The sequence below is a fragment of the Marivita geojedonensis genome, assembly GCF_002115805.1.
Classification (GTDB): Bacteria; Pseudomonadota; Alphaproteobacteria; order Rhodobacterales; family Rhodobacteraceae; genus Marivita; species Marivita geojedonensis.
In genome coordinates, this window is the sequence record NZ_JFKC01000022.1 from 45,511 (window position 1) to 72,122 (window position 26,612).

At 62.7% G+C, this 26,612-nt stretch carries 24 protein-coding genes and 1 tRNA gene; 8 read left to right on the plus strand and 17 right to left on the minus strand.

The window, feature by feature from the left end; all coding sequences use genetic code 11:
• Nucleotides 1-35: 35 nt before the first annotated feature.
• From MGEO_RS17050 to uvrB, 7 genes are all read right to left on the minus strand, one after another.
• Nucleotides 36-716 carry an FkbM family methyltransferase gene (locus MGEO_RS17050; protein WP_158091037.1) on the minus strand — a complete coding sequence of 227 codons (681 nt, stop codon included), beginning with the start codon at nucleotides 714-716 and terminating at the stop codon, nucleotides 36-38.
• A 4-nt stretch (nucleotides 717-720) separates the two neighbouring features.
• The gene (gene hrpB, locus MGEO_RS17055; protein WP_085640596.1) at nucleotides 721-3,174 is read right to left on the minus strand and encodes an ATP-dependent helicase HrpB; all 2,454 of its coding nucleotides are present in this window, start codon (nucleotides 3,172-3,174) and stop codon (nucleotides 721-723) included.
• Nucleotides 3,175-3,214: 40 nt separating this feature from the next.
• Entirely contained in the window at nucleotides 3,215-3,592 is a 378-nt protein-coding gene (locus MGEO_RS17060; RefSeq protein ID WP_085640598.1) for an excinuclease ABC subunit B, read from the minus strand.
• Nucleotides 3,593-3,694: 102 nt separating this feature from the next.
• Nucleotides 3,695-4,186, minus strand: coding sequence for an excinuclease ABC subunit B (locus MGEO_RS17065; RefSeq protein ID WP_233139971.1), 492 nt, complete (start codon nucleotides 4,184-4,186; stop codon nucleotides 3,695-3,697).
• A gap of 290 nt (nucleotides 4,187-4,476) precedes the next feature.
• Nucleotides 4,477-5,055 carry a hypothetical protein gene (locus MGEO_RS17070; RefSeq protein ID WP_085640602.1) on the minus strand — a complete coding sequence of 193 codons (579 nt, stop codon included), beginning with the start codon at nucleotides 5,053-5,055 and terminating at the stop codon, nucleotides 4,477-4,479.
• A 319-nt stretch (nucleotides 5,056-5,374) separates the two neighbouring features.
• The gene (locus MGEO_RS17075) at nucleotides 5,375-6,172 is read right to left on the minus strand and encodes a DUF6782 family putative metallopeptidase (protein ID WP_158091038.1); all 798 of its coding nucleotides are present in this window, start codon (nucleotides 6,170-6,172) and stop codon (nucleotides 5,375-5,377) included.
• A gap of 83 nt (nucleotides 6,173-6,255) precedes the next feature.
• Nucleotides 6,256-8,436: an excinuclease ABC subunit UvrB gene (uvrB, locus tag MGEO_RS17080; protein ID WP_085640606.1), complete on the minus strand. Its 2,181-nt coding sequence runs from the start codon at nucleotides 8,434-8,436 to the stop codon at nucleotides 6,256-6,258.
• A 422-nt stretch (nucleotides 8,437-8,858) separates the two neighbouring features.
• Between uvrB and MGEO_RS17085 the strand changes: the two genes are divergently transcribed.
• The 3 genes from MGEO_RS17085 to MGEO_RS17095 all read left to right on the plus strand — a co-directional run bounded on the left by MGEO_RS17085 (nucleotide 8,859) and on the right by MGEO_RS17095 (nucleotide 9,756).
• Nucleotides 8,859-9,170 carry an ETC complex I subunit gene (locus MGEO_RS17085; protein ID WP_085640608.1) on the plus strand — a complete coding sequence of 104 codons (312 nt, stop codon included), beginning with the start codon at nucleotides 8,859-8,861 and terminating at the stop codon, nucleotides 9,168-9,170.
• A complete protein-coding gene (locus MGEO_RS17090) occupies nucleotides 9,170-9,634 on the plus strand; it encodes a GNAT family N-acetyltransferase (protein ID WP_085640611.1) in 465 nt (154 codons plus the stop codon). Before MGEO_RS17085 ends, MGEO_RS17090 begins: the two co-directional genes overlap by 1 nt.
• A 45-nt stretch (nucleotides 9,635-9,679) precedes the next feature.
• Nucleotides 9,680-9,756, plus strand: a tRNA-Arg gene (locus MGEO_RS17095).
• A 19-nt stretch (nucleotides 9,757-9,775) separates the two neighbouring features.
• Here MGEO_RS17095 and xylB read toward each other — a convergent pair.
• Nucleotides 9,776-11,212 (minus strand): xylulokinase, encoded by a 1,437-nt coding sequence (xylB, locus tag MGEO_RS17100; RefSeq protein ID WP_085640613.1) that lies wholly within the window; start codon nucleotides 11,210-11,212, stop codon nucleotides 9,776-9,778.
• Between the two features lie 114 nt (nucleotides 11,213-11,326).
• Between xylB and MGEO_RS17105 the strand changes: the two genes are divergently transcribed.
• On the plus strand, nucleotides 11,327-12,541 hold the full coding sequence (locus MGEO_RS17105; protein WP_085640615.1) for a pyridoxal phosphate-dependent aminotransferase: 1,215 nt from the start codon (nucleotides 11,327-11,329) through the stop codon (nucleotides 12,539-12,541).
• The gene (locus MGEO_RS17110; protein WP_085640617.1) at nucleotides 12,538-13,341 is read left to right on the plus strand and encodes an aspartate dehydrogenase; all 804 of its coding nucleotides are present in this window, start codon (nucleotides 12,538-12,540) and stop codon (nucleotides 13,339-13,341) included. The genes MGEO_RS17105 and MGEO_RS17110 overlap by 4 nt, the downstream gene beginning before the upstream one ends.
• 4 nt (nucleotides 13,342-13,345) lie before the next feature.
• On the opposite strand, the gene MGEO_RS21865 is transcribed toward MGEO_RS17110, so the two are convergent.
• From MGEO_RS21865 to MGEO_RS17120, 3 genes are read right to left on the minus strand one after another with little or no spacing between them, the layout of a single operon-like run.
• The gene (locus MGEO_RS21865; protein ID WP_269845902.1) at nucleotides 13,346-13,477 is read right to left on the minus strand and encodes a hypothetical protein; all 132 of its coding nucleotides are present in this window, start codon (nucleotides 13,475-13,477) and stop codon (nucleotides 13,346-13,348) included.
• Nucleotides 13,474-14,778, minus strand: a complete 1,305-nt coding sequence (locus tag MGEO_RS17115) for a c-type cytochrome (RefSeq protein WP_085640619.1) — start codon at nucleotides 14,776-14,778, stop codon at nucleotides 13,474-13,476. Before MGEO_RS17115 ends, MGEO_RS21865 begins: the two co-directional genes overlap by 4 nt.
• 1 nt (nucleotide 14,779) lies before the next feature.
• On the minus strand, nucleotides 14,780-15,994 hold the full coding sequence (locus MGEO_RS17120; protein ID WP_085640621.1) for a formate dehydrogenase subunit gamma: 1,215 nt from the start codon (nucleotides 15,992-15,994) through the stop codon (nucleotides 14,780-14,782).
• A 233-nt stretch (nucleotides 15,995-16,227) separates the two neighbouring features.
• Here MGEO_RS17120 and cls point away from each other — a divergent pair, with 233 nt between their 5' ends.
• Both cls and MGEO_RS17130 read left to right on the plus strand, forming a co-directional pair.
• The gene (cls, locus tag MGEO_RS17125) at nucleotides 16,228-17,631 is read left to right on the plus strand and encodes a cardiolipin synthase (RefSeq protein WP_085640623.1); all 1,404 of its coding nucleotides are present in this window, start codon (nucleotides 16,228-16,230) and stop codon (nucleotides 17,629-17,631) included.
• The gene (locus MGEO_RS17130) at nucleotides 17,631-18,308 is read left to right on the plus strand and encodes an endonuclease/exonuclease/phosphatase family protein (protein ID WP_085640625.1); all 678 of its coding nucleotides are present in this window, start codon (nucleotides 17,631-17,633) and stop codon (nucleotides 18,306-18,308) included. Before cls ends, MGEO_RS17130 begins: the two co-directional genes overlap by 1 nt.
• 424 nt (nucleotides 18,309-18,732) lie before the next feature.
• Here MGEO_RS17130 and fdh3B read toward each other — a convergent pair whose 3' ends face one another.
• From fdh3B to MGEO_RS17160, 6 genes are all read right to left on the minus strand, one after another.
• Nucleotides 18,733-19,326 carry a formate dehydrogenase FDH3 subunit beta gene (gene fdh3B, locus MGEO_RS17135; protein WP_085640627.1) on the minus strand — a complete coding sequence of 198 codons (594 nt, stop codon included), beginning with the start codon at nucleotides 19,324-19,326 and terminating at the stop codon, nucleotides 18,733-18,735.
• 15 nt (nucleotides 19,327-19,341) lie between these two features.
• Entirely contained in the window at nucleotides 19,342-22,230 is a 2,889-nt protein-coding gene (locus MGEO_RS17140; protein WP_085640629.1) for a formate dehydrogenase subunit alpha, read from the minus strand.
• Nucleotides 22,231-22,330: 100 nt separating this feature from the next.
• A complete protein-coding gene (locus MGEO_RS17145) occupies nucleotides 22,331-22,522 on the minus strand; it encodes a twin-arginine translocation signal domain-containing protein (protein WP_085640631.1) in 192 nt (63 codons plus the stop codon).
• Nucleotides 22,523-22,613: 91 nt separating this feature from the next.
• The gene (locus tag MGEO_RS17150) at nucleotides 22,614-23,222 is read right to left on the minus strand and encodes a TorD/DmsD family molecular chaperone (RefSeq protein ID WP_085640633.1); all 609 of its coding nucleotides are present in this window, start codon (nucleotides 23,220-23,222) and stop codon (nucleotides 22,614-22,616) included.
• Nucleotides 23,223-23,224: 2 nt separating this feature from the next.
• Nucleotides 23,225-23,899: a DUF3306 domain-containing protein gene (locus MGEO_RS17155; protein WP_085640635.1), complete on the minus strand. Its 675-nt coding sequence runs from the start codon at nucleotides 23,897-23,899 to the stop codon at nucleotides 23,225-23,227.
• Entirely contained in the window at nucleotides 23,896-24,462 is a 567-nt protein-coding gene (locus tag MGEO_RS17160) for a DUF3305 domain-containing protein (protein ID WP_233139973.1), read from the minus strand. The genes MGEO_RS17155 and MGEO_RS17160 overlap by 4 nt, the downstream gene beginning before the upstream one ends.
• A gap of 125 nt (nucleotides 24,463-24,587) precedes the next feature.
• On the opposite strand from MGEO_RS17160, the gene MGEO_RS17165 reads away from it, so the two are divergent.
• Complete coding sequence (locus MGEO_RS17165; RefSeq protein WP_085640637.1) at nucleotides 24,588-26,558, plus strand: 4Fe-4S binding protein; 1,971 nt, start codon at nucleotides 24,588-24,590, stop codon at nucleotides 26,556-26,558.
• Nucleotides 26,559-26,612: the final 54 nt, after the last annotated feature.

Here is a 26,612-nt window from a genome sequence, read left to right on the forward strand (position 1 = left end):
GCCGGGTCTACGGCGGAACTGAGGCCGCGACAAGCCTAGTCGATACGCTGGGCGGTCACGTTCTGGCCCTCGATGCTGGCATGATATCGATGCGTGTCGAACCACGCGAGCATGTCAGATCTCTCGGCCTCGTTCAGACAGACGATTTCCGCATGGATGATCGCAGGCCGGCCAAAGCGCTCCACGTCCCATTGGCGCAGGATCTCCCAGTCATGGCCCTCGGCGTCGGACAGCAGCAGGTCGCACCCGGAAACGCCTATCTCCTCAAGGGCTTCGGCAAGTGAACGGCAGGGCACATCCACCTTGCGAATGAACGGCTTGATGGTCTCGTAAAGCGCGGCAGCCTGTGGCGACCCCACCCCGCCAAGCGCGTTCTTGTCATCGTAGAACGAACAAAGCCCCATCGTCCATCGCGGCAGGTTGTGTGTTGTTACGTCGTCGGGATGAATGAAATACAAAGCCTGCTCTGCGGGTCCGCCTTCCGACCCGATTGCGCAGTTGTGGCAGGTGATCTGCGCGAACTTCCCGAGGTTCCGCACCAGCCGCTCGAAATACACAGGGTTCGGCTCGAACACGTGGCCTGCCGCCACATGCCGGTCTCCGCCATCCCGCAGAAACGGCCAGAGCGGGTCTGCCAGCACCCCGTCATTGCCACCGAACTGGACATAGGAAAACGGGCCCTTGGCGGCGAGTTGGGTCAGCAGGTCGTTCAGCATCGGTTCATCCTCCGCTGCGCCGCTTGGCGCGTAGTGTGGGGTCCGCTTCGGTCGGATCGTCCGGCCATGGATGTTTCGGATAGGCCGCGCGCATGTCCTTGCGGACATCGGCATAGGATCCTGCCCAGAACCCCGGCAAATCCATCGTGGTCTGTACCGGTCGCTGCGCCGGGGACAGAAGTGTGACCCGCAAGGGTGTCTTGCCCACCATGGGATGCGTCTTCTGTCCGAACATCTCCTGCAGCCTGAGCGAGATTTCCGGGTGTTCGCCGGAATAGTCGATCGGGATGTCGCGCCCCAGAGGCGTGGTGAACTTTCCCGGCACCGATTGATCCAGTGCCTGCATCTGCGACCAGTCCAGCATACCCCGCAGCGCGTTCAACAGATCGAACCGCTTCCAGTCCTCGGCGCTGCGGACACCGGTCAGATGTGGCAGAAGCCAATCCCCGAGAGTTTCCATCAGGCCGGACTCGGTCATGTCCGGCATTGTCATCCCGGCCGAACTGGCGATCCGAACCCGCGCAACAAAGCGTCGCGCGGCATCTGACAGTGCAGGCGCGAGACCAAGGTCACGCACACCATCCAGCATTGCCTCAGCCACCGTTTCGGGTGGTACGTCTTTCCAGATACGGTCATCCAGCGCGATGGCGCCGAGGCGTTCCTGCTGCCGGGCCACCACCCGCCTGTCGCGCTTGGACCATTCGCACAGATCGACCCATGTGATCCGGTCGGAAAATAGCTTGCGCAAATGGCTCTCCGAGATCTGGATCGCCTGACGGATTCGGGCCTCCCGCGGATTGCCGTCGAGATCGGTGGCCACGATGAGCCGCGCCCCCGCAAGCGGATCACTCTCATCCATCACCGCGCCCTTGCCACCAGAAAGCTGGTAGCGCGGGGTATCGCCCTTGCGTCGCAACCCGATGCGGTCGGGATAGGCCAGAGCCGCCATCTCCGCAGCGCTCAGCCCCGGCGTCTGCGCCGCAGAAGAGGCATGCCGCAGGCGCTTTGCCTCGGTCCGGATCCGCTCCAAAGCGCCCCGGTTCAAAGTGGCACGGCGGGTCTCGGTGAACCTCTTGGGGTCGTTCAGCGCTTCCAGTCGCAGCGACAGATCCACTCCACCGCCCTGAACGGGGTCCCGGTCGGCCATCAGTGCGGCCAGAGGCGCGGCCTCCGGTCCCGCAAGGCTGAGCATATGTCCAAGCCTCGGATGCAGGGGCAGGGCGGCCAGACTGCGCCCGTGCGGTGTGATCCTGTTCTGCGCGTCCAGCGCCCCCAGCATCTGCAACAGGGCCTGGGCCTCGGCAAACGCACCGACTGGAGGCTGTGTGAGAAACGGAAGGTCGGAAGGCTGCGCGCCCCAAAGCGCCAGTTCAAGTGCGAGGCTGGCAAGGTCCGCCGCTTCGATCTCGGCAGGTGGGAACGCAGACAGCGCCCCGTCCTCACCTTTGGTCCAAAGCCGGTAGGCAATCCCTTCAGCCACGCGTCCGGCACGACCGGCCCGTTGCGTCGCCTCGGCTTTGGTGACCTTCTCGGTCACCAGCCGCGACATGCCCGAGCCGGGATCGAACCGCGCGCGCCGCGCGCGTCCTCCGTCAACCACAACCCGAATATCTTCGATGGTGAGCGATGTTTCGGCAATTGATGTTGCCAGAACCAGCTTGCGCCCCTGCGGCTCGGGACGGATCGCCTCTTGCTGCGCCTTGAACGGCATCGCCCCGAAAAGCGGGCGGATGTGACAATCCTCGGGCACACGCCCCGCCAGCGCCGCCTCGACCCGGCGGATCTCACCCTCGCCCGGCAGAAAAACCAGCAGCCCCCCCTCGGTTTCCGACACCGCCTGTACGATCAGATCCGTCATGGCCGTTTCGAACCGGGCGTTTCGGTCCACGGGGCGGTCCAGCCAGCGTGTTTCGACCGGGAAACTGCGTCCCTCGGATGTGACAATCGGGGCGTGCATCAAACCCGCCACTGGTTCTGCATCAAGCGTCGCGGACATGGCCAGCAGGATCAGATCGTCCCGCAGGGCTCCGGTGATCTCCAGGCACAGCGCAAGGCCCAGATCGGCGTTGAGTGAACGCTCGTGAAACTCGTCAAAAATGACCGCGCCGATGCCTGCAAGTTCCGGGTCTGACTGAATCATGCGGGTCAGGATGCCTTCGGTCACGACCTCAATGCGCGTGGCTTTGGAAACCTTGGACTCTCCCCGCACCCGGTATCCGACCGTTTGACCGGCGGCTTCCCCAAGCGTCTGCGCCATCCGTTCGGCGGCCGCACGTGCGGCCAGGCGGCGGGGTTCCAGCATGATGATCTTCTGATCGGTCAGTCCCGCATCGAGCATCGCCAACGGCACGCGCGTCGTCTTGCCTGCACCCGGAGGCGCCTGCAATACCGCGCGGCCCTGCGCGCTCAGATGCGCGACAAGCTCGGGCAGGACATCGTCGATGGGCAAACGGGTCATGGCGCCTTTTAGGCCGGGCAGGACGGGCCGGGCAAGCGGATCAGCCGCCCCCGTCCGGGAACGCGGCCACACAGGCGGCCGCACCGCGTTCAGCGGCCCGCTCAAGCCCCGGCAAGTCACGGGCAAGCTGCGCATCGCGGGCCTGCAGGGCGGCGCGATCAACGGGAACGCGGCGGGTCACGGGATAGGTTTCCCGATCCCAGCAGGGGACCCAACCGCCATCCGCTGTCTTGCAGCGCGTAAAGACCCGGCGGGTTTCGTATTCAGTCACATAGTCAAATCCGCGCGACAGGGACTTGGCGATCTCTGCCCGTTCCTTCAGCGCCGCGCGATAGGGCGCTGCGGCATCGTTGATGCAGCGCTCCTGCGGCGTGGCGCAGGCGGCAAGCAAAAGGAAGATCGGGATCAGGCGGCGCATGTCCGAACGCTACCGCAGGCGGGACCATCCGGCAATGGAGATACGCTGCCTCAGGTCAGGGGCGCGGCCATCGCGTCTTCTGAAAAGAGGTATGTTGAGAGGTCAGCCCTTGCTGACCAATGCCGATGAGCGCACCTCGACAAGCTGATCGCTCGGGCAATTGCGGAATTCCTCGACCGCCGGGGCCGCGCCGTCAAGAGACACGGGGACTTCAAGATCGCCCAGAACGGCAACCGCGCGGGTGTTGAAATGCAATCCGTTCAAGACGTTTCCAAATCCCCGGTCCCGGACCGTCAGCGTACGTGTGTCCCCGGTTTCGATCACATGGCGCGTGGTCGAAATGGTCAGCCCGCGCGGCCCCTCGAAACGCATTGAAAACACACCCGCATCGGGCCAGCCGCCTTCGCGCGACAGATGGATGGCGTACTCGCGGACACCCGGATCATAGGTGACCATGACTGCCATATCCGCGCCCTGATGAAACAGGGTACAGATGGGTGCCGGGGTAAATTCCCAAGCCGCCACCGGGGTGGCTGCAGTAAGACAGGTCAGGGCCAGAACAAACGCACGCATGTCGTTATGGTAGCGTGTCACAGAATTTGAACCAGTCCGAACATCGGGAAAATCTCACCCTGCGCCGCGTATGGAGTCACGTCCCTGTGTTCCACACCACGTTCGGGCAATAGATCCGGATGCCACCGGCCCGTGGACCTGTAAGACCCGTTCGACTTTGCCTTCTGTCTCGCCTAAGGGTGAAACCGGATCCGACCTGTGGAGGCGATATGCGTGTTTGGTTAGCGATGGCTCTTTTGATGACACTCGGAGCGTGCGGAGTACCTTTTGTACCGTTTATCTGACGCCCGTTTGTGATCCACGCTCCGGGCTCATCCCGACCGGGCCCCGCGCAGCAATCCGGCGACACGGCGCAATTCGGTGTCCAACAGCAACAGCGCAGAGCGCAGCAGCACCTTGTTTGAATCGATCACCGACGCGATGCGCGTGTAGTGGGGTCGCTGCTGCGCGGAAGGCGATCTGAGAAGTAGGGTCTGCGCTTCATCCATCGCCCTGATCGTCTCACGCCGCAGAACGGGAATCGCAGCCTCCGTCACGGCGTTGAACACACGCCCACCCTGGCGGATCGGACGTCTGGACCTGTCGATGTTGGCGGACACCACGGAGGATATGCGGGTCTGGACCAGACGAAGCGCCTCTTGCGCCGGGGCGTAACCGGGCAGACCATCCAACCTGTCTGCGGCGCTTCGGTAGCTTTGACTGTAGCAATCGTAGCGGAACACAATGATCAACTCGCCACATTCCCGAAAATCGCGTTGCAGGATGCGAATGACGGCGTCTGTGGTGCGATTACTGAGCCCGCCAGCCTGGCCATATTGCGCTTGCGCTGCACAGGCCAAGGAAAACGTCACAACCAGTGTTGCGGCGACGCAAAACAAGAAATTCCGCATGTGAGAAAGTCCATAAAGAATTGAGACTTGGCAGTACGATCCGCCTGCCTGTCCCGGTTGGACAAAGCCACGGTAAAAATGTCGTAGCTTGGCCGCGCGCGTCGCGCAACGGAAGTTTTCGCAAGGCCGGGACAGCCTCTTGCGTCGTATCACAGTCCCGTCTCGCTTCTCCGATCATCCCGGTGTTGACCCGTTCGCGCGTTTACTGCCCTCTCACCTTCTGCCCCAAGCCGCTGCGGCTTTGTTGACCGACCACCAGAGGTCTACCTTTCGCTCGGTTTGTCCGGAAATGCCGCAAATCCGCGTCCGGACCGCAACCTCACTCTCCGGGCAAGTCACAGGCGTAGCGGGTGCCGTCCGGCAGCGTGCAAAGCCGCGTCAGAAAATCCGGCGCAACACGGTCATATTGCGGCAGCAGATGTGCTTTTTCGGTCTGGTCAAGGTAATCGAGGCAGCTCGCCACGTAATAGGCATGTGTGCGGACCTCCCCATCGAACCACGCGTCAAACGCCGCATGTGCCGCCAGAGCCAGATCTCCGTCCTCTGCAAGAGATGCGGCGAACACATCCACGATATCCGACTGCATCGGCCAGTTCTCAAGCGCCGTCCACATCGCCGGATCCCCGTCCGCCTTCAAACGGCTCGCCACCACGAGATTGGTCACAGAGGCATCGGCCTCCATCGCGAACACCGCCTGCGCGTAGTCTTTCATCCCGAGAGACAGCGACGGGCACAGCCCCTGCGCGTACTGTTCCGCATGGCGCAACTCGTGAACCATCACAGCCTGCAGCAATCCGCCCTCCAAATCGGGCGCAAGCACGATCCGCCGCGTGTCAGGTTCGAAATATCCACGGGCCACGTGCAGATGATCCGAAATGCAGATACCCCCCAGCGTCGCGTTCAGCGTGGCTTCCAGACCGTCGAAGCCTCGTATGGCGTCGAGCGTCCTCTCGACAACACCCGCAATGCGCGGGTCGCCGTCAAACGGCGGCGCTGCACAAGTCATAGCCGCCCGCGCGGCTGCCGCCTGCAGAAGCAGGCTACAGACAATCAAAGCGCGTAGAGCGGGGATCACAGGTGTTGGACCTTGCTGGAGGGTTTGACCTGTGTAGGCCATCGCGGGGTATGTGTGAAGGTTTCGAGAGGACGATATCCGATCTCTTTGACTGCGGCGGTTTCTTCAAAACCCGAAGCTTGCCATCACCTCTTCCGCCGCTTCACATTTCCGCCGCGCTGGCCGGGCCGTCCGGCGGTCGACCGTCCCGAAGACTTCACCGCCGCCTCTGCTGCCGCTTCGACCGCCGACTGACGCGCCAGCGGGTCGTCCGCAATCGCCAGATCGACCGCCTCGAGCCGCTTGATCTCGTCCCGCAGGCGGGCGGCTTCTTCGAACTCGAGGTTCTCCGCCGCCTTGCGCATGTCCGTCCGCAGGCCTTCCAGCACCGCCTGAAGGTTGGACCCCTGCATCCTGTCGTCGATCTTGGTGGTGACGCGGTTCATGTCCACGTCGCCCTTGTAGAGCCCGGCCAGGATGTCATCGACGTTCTTCTTCACCGTTTCCGGTGTGATCCCGTGCTCCTCGTTATACGCAATCTGTTTGGCGCGGCGGCGGTTGGTTTCGGCCAGAGCGCGCTCCATCGAGCCGGTGATCCGGTCGGCATACATGATGACGCGGCCTTCGGCGTTCCGCGCCGCGCGCCCGATGGTCTGGATCAACGAGGTTTCAGAGCGCAGGAACCCTTCCTTGTCCGCGTCCAGAATGGCGACAAGACCACATTCCGGAATATCCAGACCCTCACGCAGAAGGTTGATCCCGATCAGCACGTCGAACGCGCCAAGGCGCAGGTCGCGCAGGATTTCGATCCGTTCGATCGTATCGATGTCCGAATGCATGTAGCGCACCCGGATACCCTGCTCATGCAGGTATTCCGTGAGGTCTTCGGCCATCCGCTTGGTCAGCGTGGTGACCAGCGTGCGATACCCGTTCGCCGCGACCCGGCGCACCTCGTCCAGCAGGTCATCCACCTGCATCTCAACCGGGCGTATTTCAACTTCCGGGTCCAGGAGACCTGTCGGACGGATCACCTGTTCGGTGAACACGCCCCCGGTCTGCTCGATTTCCCATTTCGCGGGGGTGGCCGAAACGAAGATCGACTGCGGCCGCATGGCATCCCATTCCTCGAACTTGAGCGGGCGGTTGTCCATGCAGGAGGGCAGGCGGAACCCGTGTTCGGCCAGCGTGAACTTGCGCCGGTAGTCGCCCCGGTACATGCCGCCGATCTGCGGCACGGACACATGGGATTCATCTGCAAAAACAATGGCGTTGTCGGGAATGAATTCGAACAGGGTGGGCGGCGGCTCTCCCGGTGCGCGGCCCGTCAGATAGCGTGAATAGTTCTCGATCCCGTTGCAGACACCGGTGGCTTCCAGCATCTCCAGATCGAAGTTCGTGCGTTGCTCCAGGCGCTGCGCCTCCAGCAGTTTGCCTTCGTTCACCAACTGATCGAGCCGCTGCCGCAGTTCCTTTTTGATCCCAACGATGGCCTGCTGCAGTGTCGGCTTGGGCGTCACGTAGTGGCTGTTGGCATAGATGCGGATGCGTTCGAAACTGTCGGTCTTTTCGCCGGTCAGCGGATCGAATTCCGTAATGCTCTCCAACTCGTCACCAAAGAACGACAGCTTCCACGCCCGATCCTCAAGGTGCGCCGGAAAGATCTCCAACGAGTCGCCCCGCACCCGGAACGACCCGCGCTGGAAGGCCTGATCGTTACGGCGGTACTGCTGCGCCACCAGATCGGCCATGACCTTGCGCTGATCGTAATCCTTGCCGACATGCAGATCCTGCGTCATCGCCCCGTAGGTCTCGACCGACCCGATACCGTAGATGCACGACACTGACGCGACGATGATCACGTCGTCCCGCTCCAGCAGAGCGCGCGTCGCCGAGTGGCGCATCCGGTCGATCTGTTCGTTGATCTGGGATTCCTTCTCGATATACGTGTCCGACCGCGGAACGTACGCTTCCGGCTGGTAATAATCGTAGTAGCTGACGAAATACTCGACCGCGTTATCCGGGAAGAACCCTTTGAATTCGCCGTAAAGCTGCGCCGCGAGCGTCTTGTTGGGCGCCAGAATGATCGCCGGCCGCTGCGTCTCCTCGATCACCTTGGCCATGGTAAAGGTCTTGCCCGTGCCGGTGGCCCCCAGCAGGACCTGATCGCGCTCCCCGTCCCGAACACCCGCCGACAGTTCGCGGATCGCGTTTGGCTGATCTCCGGCCGGTTCGAACTCCGTGTTCATGCGGAAACGGATACCCCCCTCCAACTTGTCCCGGGTTCGGACATCTGGGGCCGGCGAATGAAGAATCTGTGTATCGGACATGGGTCACCGAACGGAATCGACAGGCACCGGAATAGGTGCGTTCAGGGGGCAGACCGTCAAGGTGGGGGGTAAGGACCGGAATTGCAACCTAAGTCGTAGGCGGGCGTCATACAGCGAATCGTCCTTGTTTTCCGGGCATTTCGTGATTTGGACGCCGGTTGTAAGCAAAACCGATGGTATGTGTTCGATTTTTTTCCTTTAAAAGTTGTATGAATGGGGTACCTTTACCGTGCAAGCAGTTGGTTTAGTTTGTTTTCGGGCCGCACACACCCACCCCTCGCTCCCCGCGGCTCGCAGGTGAATGGCGCCCTGCTTGCACTGACCCCCAAATCCGGCCTGCGACATTAACATGACCCTGAACCGCTTGCGCGTGCGGCGGTTTTTGACCATATCTGCATCCACAGTCTGAACAGGTGAAACCCATGCGCGCCCGTATTTACCAGCCTTCGAAAACCGCAATGTCCTCCGGTACCGCCAAGACCCGTCATTGGGTGCTGGAATTCGCCCCGGACAGCCCGCGCGAAATCGATCCGCTGATGGGGTGGACCTCGTCCTCGGACACCCAAAGCCAGGTGCGGCTGCGTTTCGAGACCCGGGAAGCGGCTGTCTCCTATGCCAAGGAACACGGCATCGAGGTGATCCAGCTTGCCCCGAACAAGCGTAAACCGAACATCAGACCGCGCGGCTATGCCGAGAATTTCGCGGTGGACCGCAAAGGCGCCTGGACCCACTGATGCAATCGTTCCGCATCGACCCGGTTGTGGCTCTGACCTGGGACGTGGCGGATCTGGTCAACCGACACCTCGACATGATGCGGGGCCAGACCCCATCGGAAAGCTGCCATGTGATGACGGCGGACGATCTGTTCGCGGCAGGCGCACATGTCTTTGCCCTGCGCAATGGTACCGACACGCTGGGCATCGCGGCGCTCAAACCGCTGGATGCCACCCACGGAGAGCTGAAATCCATGCACACCAAGGCAGAGGCCCGGGGTCTTGGTGTCGCTGCCGCACTTCTGCAGCACATCCTCGAAACGGCACGGGCTCTTGGTATGACCCGGGTCAGCCTCGAAACCGGATCGGAAGAGCCTTTCGCCCCGGCACGCCGCCTCTACGAACGCCACGGTTTTGGGTATTGTCCACCCTTCGCGGGCTACGCACCCGATCCGCTCAGCGTTTTTATGACCCGAACGCTGTGACGCTCTCTTGCCCCGCAAGGGCAAAACCTGCAAATAACCTTCAGCGGTCCCTTAGCTCAACTGGATAGAGCAGCTGACTTCTAATCAGCAGGTTGAGGGTTCGAGTCCTTCAGGGATCGCCATTTCCGGACAAAGATCCGATCAGCTCAGGTCTTTCAACGCATGATAGAGCGCGCGGTAGCGTGCAAGTCGATCGGGCAGGCCCGGAACGTCGGCCGGGTCGAACCAGTCGGCGATCTCGGGCTGCTGACCAAGATCGGCGAGGCTCATCGCACCGGTGCCGCAGGCGGCCAGATGCGCCGCGCCCATGGCGGGGCCGGCATCTGATCCGGCGGTCCGCCCGATCCGTTTGCCTGTGGCGCTGGCGATCAGCTGCAGCAGGAAGGGGGATTTGCTGCCGCCACCGATCGCAGCCAGATGGGGCAGGGCGGAAACCGTGTCCCCAAAGCTGTCCACGGCATCGGCAAATGTGAAAGCCACCGCCTCGACCACCGCGCGGCACAGTCCCGCCCGTGAAGTCGTGTCCTCCAGTCCGAAGAACCCCGCGCGGATATGCGGGTCGCCATGCGGGCTGCGTTCTCCGGTGAGGTAAGGCAGGAAGATCGGAACACGGGTCGGATCGGCGCTTTCGGCAAGCGCCACCACATCGCCCGCACTGATGCCCAACTGCCCCGCCAGCCACGCGATGGGCCGCGCTCCGTTCAGCATCGCTGCCATCTGGTACCAGCGGTCGGGGACGGTGTGGGCGAAGGCATGCACGTACTTCGCGGGGTTCGGATGATAGGCGTCACCTGCGACGAACAACTGCCCGGATGTCCCCAGAGAAATGAATCCGCGTCCCGGCTCGGTCGCCCCGAGCGAGACCGCCCCCGTCGCCGCATCCCCGCCACCGGCCACTACGGGTGTCCCGATGGGCAGGCCGGTTTCGCGGGCTGCCTCCGGTGTGACCTGGCCCACGACCTCGTGCCCGTCCGCAAGCCGAGGCAGCCATGCGGGGTCCGTGTCGCTGGCCTGTGCGACGGCGTCGCTCCAGTCGCGGCTGCTCTGGTCGAGCCAGAGCGTCCCGGCCGCGTCTGACCGATCCGTTGCCAGCGCCCCATGCAGGCGCAGGCCGATGTAATCCTTTGGCAGAAGAATACGGGAAATCCGCGCGTTTACCTCTGGCTCTTCGCGGGCCACCCACATCAGTTTGGGCGCGGTAAAGCCGGGCAGGGGAAGCACACCCGAAATGGTGCCGATCCCGGGCAGCGCCGCCTGCAGACGGGCGCAGTCCTCCGTGGACCGGCTGTCGTTCCAAAGGATCGCCGGACGCAGCACCCTGTGCGCGTCATCAAGCAGAACCGCGCCATGCATCTGACCGGACAGCCCAATCGCCGTGATCTGCGACAGCGGCGTGGCCCGGCCAATCTCGCTCAGAGCGGCGCAGGTGGCGGTCCACCACGCCTGCGGGTCCTGCTCCGACCAGCCGGCATGGGGGGATTGCAACGTCAGATCGGTGGTCGCCGATGCGTGAATCTCTGCGCCGTCGGTGCAGATCACCTTGACCGCAGATGTACCTATGTCGATGCCAAGAAACATGGCGCAGCTTTACGTCAGCGCTAACAGCGACGCAAGACGACTCACCGCGTTCTGGAACTGGCACAACCCCACAAGCCGGGCTACATAACCCCTGTCTGAACAGGGGAGTGGGACATGAGCAGTCTGGACGCAAAATTCGCGCGTCTCGGAGCGGAAAATGCGCCGGGGCAGGAGGTTCGTCAGAGCGCGGACGATCTGAAATCGGTGATGCGGGGCGACACCCTTCCGGGGGTTCCAGTGGATTTCTCGCATGGCGACGTGGATGCGTTTGAGCCGACGCCCGGCGCGCGCGCCGCGTGGGAAGCCGGGTTCGAAGAGGGCGGGTCTCAGGCCTATACCGAATACCGTGGCGCTGCCGTGATCCGCGAAGACGTGGCTGCCAGTCTGGCCGCCTTCACCGGCGCGCCGGTCGATCCGGTGGATGAACTGATCATCACACCGGGCACGCAGGGCGCGCTGTTCCTCGCGCTTGGCGCGACGGTGGACCGTGGCACGAAGGTCGCCATCATGGAGCCGGATTACTTTGCCAACCGCAAGCTCGTCGCCTTCTTCGGCGGAGAGATCATTCCGGTCGCGCTCCACTACCACGACGACGCTCCGCAGCGCGGCCCGGACCTTGGCCAGCTGGAAGCCGCGTTCAAAGCCGGGGCCGAGGTGCTGGTGTTTTCGACCCCCAACAACCCGACAGGCGTGGTCACACCCGAAGACACGATCACCGAAATTGCCCGCCTCACCGCAGAGCACAACGTGACCGTGATCGTCGATCAGCTCTATTCCCGCCTGCGTTACAGCGGCGAGAGCTACACCCACATGCGGGCCTGCGCCAAACGGCCCGAGAACCTGATCACGATCATGGGTCCGTCCAAAACCGAATCCCTCAGCGGCTTCCGCCTTGGTGTTGCATTCGGATCGGCCCCCTTGATCGACCGGATGGAGAAACTGCAGGCCATCGTGTCCCTGCGTGCCGCAGGTTACAGCCAGGCCGCGCTCAAGACGTGGTTCCATGAACCCGAAGGCTGGATGGAGACCCGCATCGCCCAGCACGAGGCGATCCGCGACGACCTGCTCAAGATCTTCCGCGACGCAGGCTTCCCGACTGCCTGCCCGCAGGCAGGCAGCTACCTCTTCCCGGAGCTGCCTGAACTGGTGGTCTCGCCCGAGGATTTCGTCCGCCTTCTGCGCCTACAGGCCGGGGTCACGGTCACGCCGGGGTCTGAATTCTCACCGCACACCCATTCCAGCGTGCGGCTCAACTTCTCGCAGGATCATGCGGCGTCGGTCGCCGCAGCACATCGCATCGTCGAAATGGTCGAAAGGTATCGCGCATGAAAATCGGAATTGCAGGACTTGGCGCTATCGGGCTGCACGTCGCGCAGGAACTTGACCGGGGCGGCATCCCCGGTTGCGAATTGGGTGGCATCAGCGCCCGCAACGCAGACCGCGCCGCCGAGGCCAACGCGACCCTGTCGAAACCCGCCCCGGTCTATTCCCTGAGCGAACTCGCAGACCATTGCGACATCGTCATCGAAACCCTGCCGCCGCAGTTGTTCATGGATCTGGCTGTGCCGACCATCGAAGCGGGCAAGGAACTGATCGTCCTGTCCGCCAGCCAGTTGATGGGCCAGCAGGCGCTGCTTGACCGCGCTGCGGAAACCGGGGCCAAGATCCTCATCCCCTCAGGTGCGATCCTCGGCCTCGACGCGATCAAGGGCGCGGCGGTCGGCAATCTGAAATCGGTGGTGATCGAGACCCGCAAACCCGTTCCGGGCCTCGCCAAGGCCCCTTACGTGATCGACAACAACATCGACCTCAGCAACCTGACGGAACCGAAACTGGTTCTGGGCGGCGCCGTCACCGACGTGGCCAAGGTGTTCCCGGCCAACGTCAACGTCGCGGTCGCGGTCAGCCTTGCAGGCTTCGGCACCGATAAGACCCGCATGGAGGTCTGGGCCGATCCGTCGCTGGAAAAGAACCAGCACACCGTCCGCGTCGTGTCGGACTCGTCAGACTTCACCATGACGATCCAGAACCGCCCGACCGAAGAAAACCCGGCCACCGGCAAGATCACCGCGCTCAGCGTGATCGCGATGCTTCGGCAGAAAACGTCGGTGCTTCAGGTCGGAACGTAGGGGGTCAGTCGCCCAGACGCACATTGGAAGGGGAGGCGCCCTGTTCAGCGGCGCTGAACCCCATCTGATCCAGGGTATAATCCGCGCCAACGGCGATCACGGCGATGGCGACAAATCCAAGTAACATGGCTTTCACTGCGAACTCTCCTCAGGTGCGGTTGTTTCACGCAGGTAGGCCACGAGATCAGCGCGGTCCTGCGCGCCCGTGATCCGCTGCATCGGCATCTTTGTGCCGGGAATGTAATGCTCTGGGCCGATGTCGAAAAGGGCATCAATCGTGTCATCGTCCCAGATGATGTCCGACCCGTTCAGGGCGTCGGAATAGGTGTAATCCTCGACCGTCCCGGCCCGTCTGCCAAAGAGGTCATACAGGCTCGGCCCGGCACGGCGCGCGCTGCCCGGTGTCAGCGTGTGGCAGATCGAACATTTCCGCATGAACTGCCGTTCGCCATTGGGCATCGTGTCTGCGTCCTGCAGGAAGGACGGCGATCCCGTGGCCATCGGATCGGCTTCGCCCATAGCGTCGATCGGCCATGAATACATGCGCGGGTCAAGGCCGCCCGCGTGAATGTTGGTGCCGTCATTCGAAAACGCCAGCGCCCAGACCGGCCCGCGTTCAGTGGCACGGAAATCGCGGGCAATGCGCCACTCGGGCGTGTCGACCACCATGATGTACCCCTCACCATCTCCAACGGCGAGCATTGTGCCATCAGGGCTCGTCGCCATCGACAGGATCGGTCGCCGCTCGAGCGTCAGATCGGCCAGCGTGTCTCCGGTCGCAATGTCCAGAACCCGCGTTCCGCCATCAACCGCGCCATAGGCAAGCCAGCCTGAGTCCTCGTTCAGCTCCAGTTCGTTCACGCCGAACCCGTGCTCGATCACCCGCTGGCGTTCGCTGTTGAGGCGAAGATCCCACAGGCGAATGCTGCCATCGGCGGAGGCAGAATAAAGGCCCGTCCCATCTTCGGTGTAGACCACATCATTCACTGGCCCGCTATGCCCGGTCAGAAAGATCGGCGCGCTGCCGTCCACAGGCCAAAGCCCGATGCTCCCGTCCCAGGAGGCCGAGGCCACGGTTGCACCGTCCGGCGACAGGGCCAGTGAAACAACCTTGCCCTTGTGCCCGTCCCACACCGCCTGCGCGGTGCCGTCAGACCCCCAGACGCGCACCGTAAAATCGTCGCCCGCAGAATAGACCCGGCCATCCGGCGCAAAGACAACGGCGTTGACCGCCGCCTCGTGTCCGTCGAACCACAAAGGTGTCTGGTCCGACCAAAGCCCCACCGCGTTGTCGAAACTCACCGTGGCGATCTGGTCGCTCTCGGACACGGCGATCCCCATGATGGGGCCGCCATGGCCTTGGAGTGTGAAAAAGTCGCCTGCGGCCCCCGAGGTTGCCCAAAGCAGGGCCGCAGATGTGGCCAAAGCCGTGCGCATGTTACTCGGCGGGCGTTGCGCCGCTGGGCGCCTTGTTTTCCCGCTGCTTCACTTCCTCGACCCACAGGCTGTGGTGCTCTTTGGCCCACTGTTCCTCGACCATGCCGGTGCCCATGGCGTCATAGGCGCCTTCCATGCCGACCGAGCCGATGTAGATATGCGCCAGGATGATCGCCATCAGCACAAAGCTGACGATGGCGTGCCACAGTTGCGCATACTGCATCTCTTCATGCGGAGTGAGCGTTTCCGGCAGGATACCGAAGCCCAGCATCTCGGGCAGGCCCGTTCCGTTCAGGATGGTGAACGTCTTGGCAAACAGCGGGAGCTCGAACGGAAAGAGCAGCGAAAGCCCCGAAACAGAGATCGACCCGCCCAGCACGATCACTGACCAGAAGATCAGCTTTTGACCGGCGTTGAATTTCTTGGCCGGCGGGTGCCCGCCACCGAACAGACCGCCGCCCTTGGCGATCCACTTGATGTCGGTCTTGTCCGGGAAATTGTGGATGACCCACATCACGAACACCATCACCAACGCCAGCATGAAGGCCCAGGACACGTTGTTGTGCACCCATTTGGACGCTCCTGCGATCAGTGCGTAGGTTTCATGTCCGATGGTCGGGATCAGGAATTTGCGCCCCATCAGTGAAATCAGCCCCGTGATGCCCAACAGAATGAAGGACCCCGCCAACAGCCAATGGCCGAAGCGTTCGAAATTCTTGAAGCGTTCGATCCGTCGCCCCGTCTTCTCTCCGTCGATTTTCACGCGGCCCCGGATCAGGAAGAACAGCGCAAGGAAGCCGATGGTGCCCAGAAGCAGATAGCCGCCATAGGTCAGCAGCGGGCCCTCACGGAACTGCAGCCACCACATGCCACGGTCCTGGATCAGAACGTCAGAGGCGGGCCCGCGTGCCTGTGTGGTAATGTCCGCCGCGTTGAAGCGCATACCGCGCCACAGATCGGGGTCCGAAGCTCCGCCCAGCGTTCCCAACTGTTCGCTCAGACCAGAGGCTGCTGCGGGGTTGCCGACATTCTCGGCGCGGTAATCATTGTCGACCTGAAGCCCCTGCTGACGGCGCAGAATGTCCTCAAGCGTCGTCGCGCCACCGGTCGCGGAGCGGTCGATTTCGGCTTCCGCCGCAACGCTTTCGGCCTCCTGCGCGTTGACCGGAGACGATGTGAACCAGGTGGCAAGAAACATGAAGGCCAACGCGGCCATTACAAAACCCAAGAGTATTTTCCGAATGTCACGCATTCCCGTGAGTCCTCCCGTGATGAGCGCGTCACGCGCCCGACCTTGCAGTTTTCAGTCTTGTTGGGTCAGATTTGACCTAGTGTATTCACGACATGTTTCCCGGCGATGGCGCGGGCAATCCGACTTTAGAAGGATATCCGGAATGACGCCAGCGGCAAGACGTTGCGAAACCCGATCAGAAGGCCCAGATATCCGCGATGGTTGAGTTTTTGACGGTCACCAACGCGATCATCGCGGCTGTCCTCGGGGTGCTGGCGCTGGTCGCGGCCTACCGGGCACTGCTGACCTCGCGCACGCCGCAGAGGGCGACGGCGTGGATCCTGCTGATCCTGCTTCTGCCTCTGGTGGGCACGTTGCTATACCTCGTGTTCGGCCATGCCAATTACAAACGGTTCGAACGCGAACGCCGGAAGTCGGATGAAGAAATGTTCGACACGGCCTCGGAAGCGCAGATCGTCCAGGGGCCGTCGCGGCTGGATCCGTTTGCGCGCATCGCCCGGCTGCCGGTGATCGGCGGCAACGATATGGATCTGCTGATCGACGGCAAGGCCACTTATGATGCGGTGCTCGAGGCCATTCGCGGCGCGCAGTCGACGCTCTTTGTGCAGTTCTACACCATCGAGGACGACGACATCGGATGCGCGCTGCGCAACGCTCTGATCGAACGCGCCGAGGCGGGGGTGTCGGTCTGGCTGCTCCACGACGAATTGCCGTTCTTCGGTTTGCCCCGCCACTTCAAGCGCAAGCTCGAAGACGCCGGGGTGCGTCTGGCACGGCCCAAGGGGCCCAAACGCCTGTTGGGTCCGTTTCAGTTCAACTACCGCAACCACCGCAAGTTGGTCGTGGTCGACAATGAGATCGCATTCACCGGCGGGCTGAACGTGTCGAAGGCCTATCTGGGGCGTGACCCGTCCATCGGACCGTGGCGCGATACCTTTGCCCGGTTCCGTGGACCGGTCGTGGCACAACTGGCGCTGCATTTCTCATCCGACTGGATGTGGGCGACGGGAGAAGACCTGAGAGGCATCGCGTCCCATGCTCCAAAGCCCGCAGGCGATGCGAACGCCGTGGCGCTGGCGCCGTCCCCGGCCGAGGACATCGCGGCCGGGAACCTCTACTTCATCGCGCTTGCCCATGCCGCAAGAACGCGTCTTTGGATATCAACACCCTATTTCGCCCCCGACCGCGATGTGCTGACGGCCCTGCGCTTTGCAGCATTGCGTGGTGTGGATGTGCGCATCCTCGTACCCGCACGCGCGGACCACTACATCACCTATTTCGCGGCGCTGGCCTATTTCGACGATCTTCGGTCGGTGGGTGGTGAAATCTGGATGTATGATCCCGCCTTCGTGCATCAGAAAGTGGCGCTGGTGGACGAAGATCTCGTATCGGTCGGCTCCATCAATCTCGACATCCGGTCAGGGCTGCTCAATTTCGAAATCACCGTCCTCATGGAAGGGCAGAGACCGGCGCAGCAGGTGGCCGACATGCTTGAGACCGATTTTTCCAACGCCACGCGGGTCGATATGGATCTGGCGGACCGGCCGATCCTGACCGGAATGGTGGCGCGGGTGGCCCGGTTGTTCGCACCGGTGCTGTGATGCGGATTGCCAGCTACAACATCCGCAAGGCGGTGGGCCTCGACTGGCGGCGCGATCCACAGCGGATCATCCGGGTGCTGGCCGATCTCGACGCCGATGTGGTGGCGCTTCAGGAGGCGGACAAGCGGCTTGGCGCGCGGGCCGCCGTGCTTCCGGAAGACGCGCTGTTCGATCACACCGGTCTTCGGGTGCTCAACGTCACCGATGGCCCAAGCTCGGGCTGGCACGGCAATGCGCTCTTGGTGCGCGAAGGCTGGCAGGTTGGCGCGACCGAACGGCTCAGCCTGCCGGGGATCGAACCGCGCGGGGCGCTGATCGCCGATCTGGAAGGGCCAGGGGCGCGGTTGACACTGGTCGGCACCCATCTGGGCCTGCGCCGGGGCTGCCGCCAGTTGCAGTTGGCGCATCTGCTTGATGAGTTGGACGCCCGCACGGGCAGGGCGGTGATCGCCGGGGATTTCAACGAATGGTCACCGCGCATCGGCTTCGACATTCTGGAACATGCGTTCGACGTCATCAGTCCGGGCCGCAGCTTTCACGCCTCGCGCCCGATTGCGCCGCTGGACCGCTTTGCGGTCGGGCGGGATTTGCGGGTGTCCGGGGTCGGTGTCCTGACCGAGGGTGAAGCACGGCGCGCCTCGGATCATCTGCCGGTCTGGATGGACCTCGACATCTGAGCGGTGCAAGCGCGTTCCAAAGACCGTCCACCGCGCGCTCCATTTCCTATCCCTTAACCATCCTTCCCCCATATCCACGCCCACAAAAGCTTTTGAGCGGGAAGGGTCACTCCCATGCCGCGACACCATGAACTGACGCTCTCTTGATCCCCGCCAGGGGCGACCATGAGAAACCGGTTTCACGAAGGCCCCAAGGGGTACAGGTCACGGGGACAGCCCCGGCAGATGAGAGAACCGTCAGGCCCAAAGGGCGGCGCCGCTTCTTCTCCTTTGAATTACGTCATCCTCGGATTTGACCCGAGGACCGCAAGCCAGACAGATCCTCGGGCCTCGCCCGTGGATGACACTCTGCTTTGGACCACCAACGAAAAAGCCCCGGAGCGAACTCCGGGGCTTTTCTTCGGTCAATCGTGTGAAACGACGATCAGCCGTCTTTCTGATCGTAGGCGGTGCCCCAGCCCCATGCGCCCGAGCCGAAGCCACGGGCCACGACGCGTTCGCGGTAGATCGCCGACACCACGTCGCCGTCACCGGCAAGCAGAGCCTTGGTGGCGCACATTTCCGCACAGATCGGCAGTTTGCCTTCGTCGATGCGGTTGCGGCCGTACTTGGCGAACTCGGCCGTGGAGTGGTTCTCTTCCGGGCCACCGGCGCAGAAGGTGCACTTGTCCATCTTGCCGCGCGATCCGAAGTTGCCCGCCTGCGGGTACTGCGGTGCGCCGAAGGGGCAGGCGTAGAAGCAGTAACCACACCCGATGCAGAGGTCCTTGGAGTGCAGGACCACACCCTCTTCGTTCTGGTAGAAGCAGTCCACCGGACAGACGGCCATACAGGGCGCGTCCGAGCAGTGCATGCAGGCTACCGAGATCGAGCGTTCGCCGGGCTTACCGTCGTTGATCGTGACCACCTTGCGGCGGTTGATCCCCCACGGAACCTCGTGCTCGTTCTTACAGGCCGTGACGCAGGCGTTGCATTCGATGCAGCGTTCGGCGTCGACTAGAAATTTAGCGCGTGCCATGTCTTTTTCTCCTCCTTACGCTGCCATGATCTTGCAAAGCGTTGCTTTGGTTTCCTGCATCTGGGTCACCGAGTCATACCCATAGGTCTGCGCGGTGTTGGTCGATTCACCCAGCACATAGGGGTCTGCACCTTCCGGGTACTTGCCCCGCAGGTCTTCGCCCTGGAAGTGCCCACCGAAGTGGAACGGCATGAACGCCACACCCGGAGCGACCCGTTCGGTCAGCATGGCCATGACTTTGACCTTGCCGCCTTCCGGACCTTCCACCCAGACCTGTGACCCGTCACGCACACCAAGGTCGTTGGCATCGCGCGGGTTGATCTCGATGAACATGTCCTGCTGCAGCTCGGCCAGCCACGGGTTCGACCGTGTCTCGTCGCCGCCGCCCTCGTATTCGACCAGACGGCCAGAGGTAAGGATGATCGGGTAATCCGACGAGAAGTCCGTGGACTGGATCGACTTGTACATCGTCGGAACACGCCAGAACTTCTTGTCCTCGTAGGTCGGGTAGTCGGCCACGAGATCGTAGCGGCTGGTGTAGAGCGGTTCGCGGTGCAGCGGCACCGGATCCGGGAAGGTCCACACCACGGCACGGGCCTTGGCGTTGCCGAACGGCGCACATTCGTGCTTGATCGCCACACGCTGGATGCCGCCCGAGAGGTCGGTTTTCCAGTTGGTGTTCGGACCCGCCACGGCGTCGATTGCCGCGCGTTCCTCGGCGGTCAGGTCACCGTCCCAGCCAAGATCCATCAGCATCTGCATGGTGAATTCCGGATACCCGTCCTGGATTTCGGAATTTGCAGAGGCCACGCCCTCGGCCAGCAGGTTGTCGCCATCACGCTCCACGCCGAAACGGGCGCGGAAGGTCAGGCCGCCTTTGGAGACCGGCAGTGACATATCGTACAGGTTTGCCGTACCCGGATGCTTCATCTCGGGGGTGCCCCAGCAGGGCCACGGCATACCGTAGAAATCACCATCGGCCGGGCCGCCATTCGCCCGCAGAGTGGTGCGGTCGAAGGTGTGCTGGTTCTCCATGTGCAGACGCATCCGCTCGGGCGATTGACCGGTATAGCCGATCGTCCACATGCCGCGGTTGAACTCGCGGGTGATGTCTTCGATGTTCGGCGTCACGCCATCATCTTCGATCTTGATGTTGCGGAAGATGCGGTCGTGGAAGCCGAACTTCTGCGCGAAGAGGCCCATGATTTCATGGTCAGTCTTCGATTCGAAGAGCGGCTCCATGACCTTTTCGCGCCACTGGAGCGAGCGGTTCGACGCAGTGACCGAGCCATAAGTCTCGAACTGCGTGGTTGCCGGCAGCAGGTAGACGCCATCGGTGCGGTCATGCAGCACGGCCGACACGGTCGGGAACGGATCGATCACAACGAGCGTATCGAGCTTTTCCATCGCCGTTTTCATTTCCGGCAGACGGGTCTGCGAGTTGGGCGCGTGGCCCCACAGCACCATCACACGGGTGTTGTCCGGCTGATCGAGGTTTTCCTTGTCTTCCAGAACACCGTCGATCCAGCGCGACACCGGGATACCCGTCAGGTTCATCATGGCGGTTTCGCCAACCATCTCCTGCGAGAACTGACCTTTCAGCCAATCCAGGTCTTCTTCCCAGACGCGGGCCCAGTGTGCCCAGGACCCTGCGGACAGGCCGTAGTAACCGGGCAGGGTGTCTGCGAGAACGCCAAGGTCGGTTGCGCCCTGCACGTTGTCGTGGCCGCGGAAGATGTTGGTGCCGCCGCCGCTTGTGCCCATGTTGCCGAGGGCAAGCTGGAGCACGCAGTAGGCGCGGGTGTTGTTGTTGCCGTTGGTGTGCTGGGTACCACCCATGCACCAGATCACGGTGCCGGGACGGTTGTTGGCCAGCGTACGGGCAACCCGCTCAAGCTGCGAACCGGGGGTGCCGGTGACGCGCTCGACCTCTTCGGGGTTCCACTTGGCGACTTCTTCCTTGATCTGGTCCATGCCCCAGACACGGGTGCGGATGAACTCTTTGTCCTCCCAGCCGTTCTCGAAGATGTGCCACAGGATACCCCAGACCAGCGCCACGTCGGTGCCGGGACGGAAGCGGACATACTCGTCGGCATGGGCTGCCGTGCGGGTGAAGCGCGGGTCGCAGACGATGACCGGTGCGTTGTTCTGCTCTTTCGCCTTGAGGATATGGAGCAGGGACACCGGGTGCGCTTCGGCCGGGTTGCCACCGATCAGGAAGATCGCACGGCTGTTGTGGATGTCGTTGTAGCTGTTGGTCATGGCGCCGTAGCCCCATGTGTTCGCAACGCCCGCAACGGTGGTCGAGTGACAGATCCGCGCCTGGTGGTCGATGTTGTTCGTACCCCAGTAGGCGGCGAACTTGCGCAGCAGGTACGCCTGTTCGTTGTTGTGCTTCGCAGAACCGAGCCAGTAAACCGAATCCGGGCCGCTTTCGTCGCGGACCTGAAGCATCTTGTCACCGATCTCGTTGATCGCCTGTTCCCAGCTGATGCGCTTCCACTCACCACCCTCTTTCTTCATCGGGTACTTGAGGCGGCGTTCACCATGGGCGTGCTCGCGCACGGCGGCACCTTTGGCGCAGTGCGCGCCGAGGTTGAACGGGCTGTCCCAGCCGGGCTCCTGGCCGATCCAGACACCGTTGCTGACTTCGGCGACGACGGTACAGCCGACCGAGCAGTGGGTGCAGACGGATTTGACGGTCTGAACCGCACCGTTGACGGCGGATTGCGCGCTGGCTTGCGTGACCGCACCACCTGTTGCGCTGATTGCGGCAAGACCACCGATGGCAAGGCCCGATCCACGCAGGAAGGAGCGTCTGTCGACAGATTTATTCGAGATTTCCGAGATCAGGCCCGTCCGCGCAGTGCGCCGTGTCAGCCCTCCGGTTTTTTTTCTTAGCATGTTATCCCTCTTAAGCTACCTGAGCGCCTCTGCGCCGTCGGCTGGGTTGCAACCTGCGATCGGCATATGTCCGACCGGCAGGGGCGGTGAGAAATGAGTACTAGAACCGAGTACTGGCCAGATACGCGCGGGTGTGCGGTGTATCTTGCATACGACCGTCCGCTTTCGGCGTTTCCGCAGCTTCCGCCTCTGTGCCGGAAACGGCGACGGCCGCTACGGCAGCGGGGGCTGCGGTGCCTGCCAATTTCAGAAAATCACGACGGCTCGCAGCCGCCTCGGTTTTCTCTGTCATGGAAGCCTCCTTCCCTTCTTCCAGAATGAGCGGCACGTTGGCCGCGGGATGACGGTTGCCCGCCAGTTGGTAGTCTTGCCGCGGACGGTGGTCAGGCCGCGGTCAGTCTGAACGCTTCGCGTTCAATCTCCATAAACGCTTTCCCCACCGATCCGATCGCACTGTAGAGCATCGCGGATTTCGCGGTCTCCAGGTCGGAGTAGAAATGCCCGGCCCAGGGCGCGATGTGCCGGTTGAAGAACAGTTTCTGGTCCTCAAGCGTGGCCGGGGTGGAAAAGCGTCCAACAATCAACCCGCCCATGACCTCCATGAGCGTCGCGATGTTGTCTTCGGGTTCGTAAACATTCGGAGCCCGTTCGATCCGTCGGGCCGAAAGATCGCTGCGCAGCACGGCAAGCGGTTTTTCGTTCAGGAAACCAGTCAGATAGTAGCTGGCATAGGGCAGAAGCTCACCCCGGCCCAAACCGATGAACAGCGCGTTGAACTCGCGTTCCGCCTGCTTCGGGTCGGTGGTTTTCGCACAGTCGGCCAGCCGCGCCACAGCCTGGCCCAGATTCGTCTCGTCGCCGGTCAGGCCAGCGGTCTGTGCAAGCAAAAGCTCGTCAGGGGGCGCTGAAAGGATCAGTCCCAGATAATTATACAGATCCGCTCGCAGGCGGTCTTCTTCTGACACCGATGGCGTGGTCTGAGCCGCGCTCATTGTCATCCTGTCTCACTTTCTATTCTGAAGCGCATCCGTCGCGGACGCGGTGGTTCCCCGGTCACTGTATCCAATGGTGTGCCGTCGGCATATTCAGGACCGTCCCCGACTATGGTCGTAGATGCAGGTGCGGCATTTGCATTATCCTGCATAATTTCCGGATTTTCCGGAATTTCCGCCGGTATTGCGGAGGTATCCTCTGTCAGGGCGATTTCCGACAGATTCTCTGGGGTATCAATGCCTTCGGGCGCGTCCTGACCTGATTTGGCCCGTGCTTCGGCTTCGAGCGCCTGCACATGGCGCAGAAGCCCCTTGCCGACCTGATAGGCGGTCTTGACCCCCGGTGCATCGGTCGCCGCATTGGTGAAATCGCCGTCGTAGTCGTTCAGCCCGTCAAGGTTCGCGAGCACCGGGTTCAGCCGCCACAACTGCCGCATTGCACGGCGGCGCAGGCGTTCGGGGACTGCCTTGTTCATGAAGGCGGCAATGTCCTGACCGGGTTCGAGGCTGTCGGGATCGGGCAGGCCGAGCTCTTCGAGAATTTCCGCGTCTGTCTTTTCCTCGAGCGCGGCCTGCGTTTTGCGGGTCTCGGCCTCTTCGACCTGACGCTGTTCTTCCTGCTCTTCTTCGGCAACGCGCGCCTTGCGGCGGGACCAGAAATCGGACGGGCGGCTCATGACAGGCGGTTCTTTCTGGCGCTGGACGGAGCGCGATAGACGTCGCTGGCCTGCGCGATGCGGGGATCCCCGATGCCGTCCTCGACCTTGTCTTCGTGATAGCGTTTCCGTTTGCGTTTCACGAACGGTTCTTCGACGTAATGCTGGTCGGTCCACTCCTGGACCCAAGCCACAAGAGCGGGGGGCATCGGCACCTTCTCGACCACATCCTCGCCACCATCGGCATATTGCATCGCCTCATGCGGGTTGGCTGTGATCAGCTTGAGCTTGAACGGCCATTCGTCTTCGCCGGGCTGCAGAATCACGTAGGCACAGACCACCGGCTCAGCGAGCCCGATCCGGTAGGCTTCGGCATCGGTGCGCCACAGGGTCAGTGTGGCGGTGCCAATGTGGAATTCGGCGGTATCACCGTCTTCGCGCAACAGTTTCCAGTGTGCCGGTCCCGCGCCGGGCAGCAGCGCGGTGGGTGTGTAAGCCCATTTCTGCCAGCGGGTCACGCCCGGACGGCGTTGCACTACAACGCCAACGGGCAGCTCGATGGAACGGCTGTCGGTCGTGGTCAAACTCTGGTCCTCCCGGATCCGGCCTCACGGGCGCGGTTGACATCTGCGTAGCATAGCCCTTGGGTAAGTCCAAACATCAACCAACAACAAGAGACCGCGCAGGCACACGCCGCGAAAGGGCCGACATGGGAACCAAACTGCTTCTTTGTGACTGTCTTGGCAGTCAGAACGTCGACGCCGCACGTATTGGCGAGGCGACAACGCTTGATCCGTCACGCGTTTATACGAATCTCTGCGGCACGCAGGCCGAAGCCGCCGCCAAGGCAATCGAGGCGGGCGACGTGATGATCGCCTGCGCGCAGGAAAGCGCGTTCTTCGAAATGCTGGCAGAGGAGCTTGGCATCGACGCGCCCGGTTTTGTCGACATCCGCGACCGCGCCGGGTGGAGCGACCAATCCGCCAAGGCAGGCCCGAAGCAGGCCGCGCTGGCGGCTGAAGGCGCGCTGAGTCTGCCGATGCCGAAAGTGGTCGATGTGGTCAGCGAAGGCACCTGCCTGATCGTCGGCGGTGGTGATGCGGCGTTCACGGCAGCGGCGCAGCTGTGTGACACGCTGGCGGTGACGGTGTTGCAGACCGACACAGTAGATGTACCCGTGGATCGGCGCTTTGACGTCGTGCGCGGGCGGGTGCGCAACCTGACCGGTGCGCTGGGCCAGTTCGAAGTGCGGATCGACGGGTTTGCGCAACTGCTGCCCGGTGGGCGCGGTGCCTTTGGCTTCAGCGTGCCCAAGGACGGGGCGATTTCGGAATGTGATCTGGTGATCGACCTGACCGGAGAGCCCTCCATGGTGCCCGCGCCGCACAAGCGCGAAGGCTACCTGCGCGCCGATCCGCGCCAGCCTGCGGCGGTCGAGACGCTCTTGGCCGAAGCGGTGCAGATGGTCGGGACGTTCGAAAAGCCGCTCTATATCGCTCTGGAACCTGCTTTGTGCGCCCACAGCCGCGCCGAACAGACGGGCTGTTCCAAATGTCTCAACATTTGCCCGACCGGGGCGATCACCTCGGCGGGCGATCACGTGGCCATTGATCCGATGATCTGCGCGGGCTGCGGCGCCTGTGCCGCGCTGTGCCCGTCCGGGGCCATCGCCTATGACGCGCCACCCGTGTCTGCGGTGTTCCGTCGGCTCGATGCCTTGTCCTCGACCTATCGCAAAGCCGGTGGCACCGCGCCGCGCCTTCTGGTGCACGATGCCGACCATGGGGCCGAGATGATCAGCCTCGCCGCCCGCTTTGGCCGGGGGCTGCCCGCTGATGTGATCCCCTTTGCCATGGACAGCCTTGCGGCCTTTGGCCATGCCGAGATGATGGCCGCGCTGAGCTGTGGCTTTGCGTCGGTCGACGTTCTGCTGGCCCCGCGCACCGAGCGTGACACGCCGGAGCATGAGGCGATGCTGGCCAATGCATTGTCAGGTGGAGGCCGGGTGCAGGTGATCGATATGGTCGATCCCGACGTGCTGAGCGATCACCTGTATGGGGGCGACGTACCCAAACCGGTTGCGTCCCCGAGCCTGCCCATCGGCACACGGCGTCAGGTGGCCCGCGTTGCGGCCAAGGCGATGATGCCGGAGGCCGAGGTGCTGCCGCTGCCCGAAAACGCGCCCTATGGTGCGGTTCTCGTGGACACCGACGCCTGTACGCTCTGCCTCAGCTGTGTGTCGCTCTGTCCGTCCGGCGCGCTGGGCGACAACCCGGACCTGCCGCAGCTTCTGTTCCAGGAGGACGCCTGCCTGCAATGCGGGATTTGCGCCACGATCTGCCCGGAGACCGCAATCACGCTTGAGCCGCGCATGAACCTCACCGACGCGGCCTTCAGTCAGGTGGTTCTGAACGAGGAAGAGCCTTTTGCGTGCATCGAATGCGGCGCGCTGTTCGGGGTGAAATCGACCATCGAGAAGATCAGCGAAAAGCTGGCGGGCAAACATTCGATGTTCGCCACCAGTGACGCGGCGAAGATGATCCAGATGTGCGACAATTGCCGGATTCAGGCGCAGTACCATTCGCAGAACAACCCGTTCGCGCTGGGGGAACCGCGCATCCCGCGCACGACGGATGATTACCTGAGCGACTCGCCCTATTCGAAACGCAAGGATCACTGAACGGGAATCCGTTTCGAAAGGCGATTGTATATTTGACAAACCCTAGGGTCAGGA

Excerpts from the sequence above, each read along its gene's own strand:
- MGEO_RS17085 (WP_085640608.1), top strand. The coding sequence starts at position 8,859 with ATGCGCGCCCGTATTTACCAGCCTTCGAAAACCGCAATGTCCTCCGGT.
- xylB (WP_085640613.1), bottom strand. The coding sequence starts at position 11,212 with ATGTTTCTTGGCATCGACATAGGTACATCTGCGGTCAAGGTGATCTGC.
- MGEO_RS17140 (WP_085640629.1), bottom strand. The coding sequence starts at position 22,230 with ATGCTAAGAAAAAAAACCGGAGGGCTGACACGGCGCACTGCGCGGACG.
- MGEO_RS17050 (WP_158091037.1), bottom strand. The coding sequence starts at position 716 with ATGCTGAACGACCTGCTGACCCAACTCGCCGCCAAGGGCCCGTTTTCC.
- uvrB (WP_085640606.1), bottom strand. The coding sequence starts at position 8,436 with ATGTCCGATACACAGATTCTTCATTCGCCGGCCCCAGATGTCCGAACC.
- MGEO_RS17150 (WP_085640633.1), bottom strand. The coding sequence starts at position 23,222 with ATGAGCGCGGCTCAGACCACGCCATCGGTGTCAGAAGAAGACCGCCTG.
- MGEO_RS17105 (WP_085640615.1), top strand. The coding sequence starts at position 11,327 with ATGAGCAGTCTGGACGCAAAATTCGCGCGTCTCGGAGCGGAAAATGCG.
- cls (WP_085640623.1), top strand. The coding sequence starts at position 16,228 with ATGGTTGAGTTTTTGACGGTCACCAACGCGATCATCGCGGCTGTCCTC.
- MGEO_RS17110 (WP_085640617.1), top strand. The coding sequence starts at position 12,538 with ATGAAAATCGGAATTGCAGGACTTGGCGCTATCGGGCTGCACGTCGCG.
- MGEO_RS17120 (WP_085640621.1), bottom strand. The coding sequence starts at position 15,994 with ATGGCCGCGTTGGCCTTCATGTTTCTTGCCACCTGGTTCACATCGTCT.
- MGEO_RS17070 (WP_085640602.1), bottom strand. The coding sequence starts at position 5,055 with ATGCGGAATTTCTTGTTTTGCGTCGCCGCAACACTGGTTGTGACGTTT.
- MGEO_RS17075 (WP_158091038.1), bottom strand. The coding sequence starts at position 6,172 with ATGGCCTACACAGGTCAAACCCTCCAGCAAGGTCCAACACCTGTGATC.
- MGEO_RS17115 (WP_085640619.1), bottom strand. The coding sequence starts at position 14,778 with ATGCGCACGGCTTTGGCCACATCTGCGGCCCTGCTTTGGGCAACCTCG.
- fdh3B (WP_085640627.1), bottom strand. The coding sequence starts at position 19,326 with ATGGCACGCGCTAAATTTCTAGTCGACGCCGAACGCTGCATCGAATGC.
- MGEO_RS17130 (WP_085640625.1), top strand. The coding sequence starts at position 17,631 with ATGCGGATTGCCAGCTACAACATCCGCAAGGCGGTGGGCCTCGACTGG.
- MGEO_RS17155 (WP_085640635.1), bottom strand. The coding sequence starts at position 23,899 with ATGAGCCGCCCGTCCGATTTCTGGTCCCGCCGCAAGGCGCGCGTTGCC.
- MGEO_RS17060 (WP_085640598.1), bottom strand. The coding sequence starts at position 3,592 with ATGCGCCGCCTGATCCCGATCTTCCTTTTGCTTGCCGCCTGCGCCACG.
- MGEO_RS17165 (WP_085640637.1), top strand. The coding sequence starts at position 24,588 with ATGGGAACCAAACTGCTTCTTTGTGACTGTCTTGGCAGTCAGAACGTC.
- MGEO_RS17090 (WP_085640611.1), top strand. The coding sequence starts at position 9,170 with ATGCAATCGTTCCGCATCGACCCGGTTGTGGCTCTGACCTGGGACGTG.
- hrpB (WP_085640596.1), bottom strand. The coding sequence starts at position 3,174 with ATGACCCGTTTGCCCATCGACGATGTCCTGCCCGAGCTTGTCGCGCAT.
- MGEO_RS17145 (WP_085640631.1), bottom strand. The coding sequence starts at position 22,522 with ATGACAGAGAAAACCGAGGCGGCTGCGAGCCGTCGTGATTTTCTGAAA.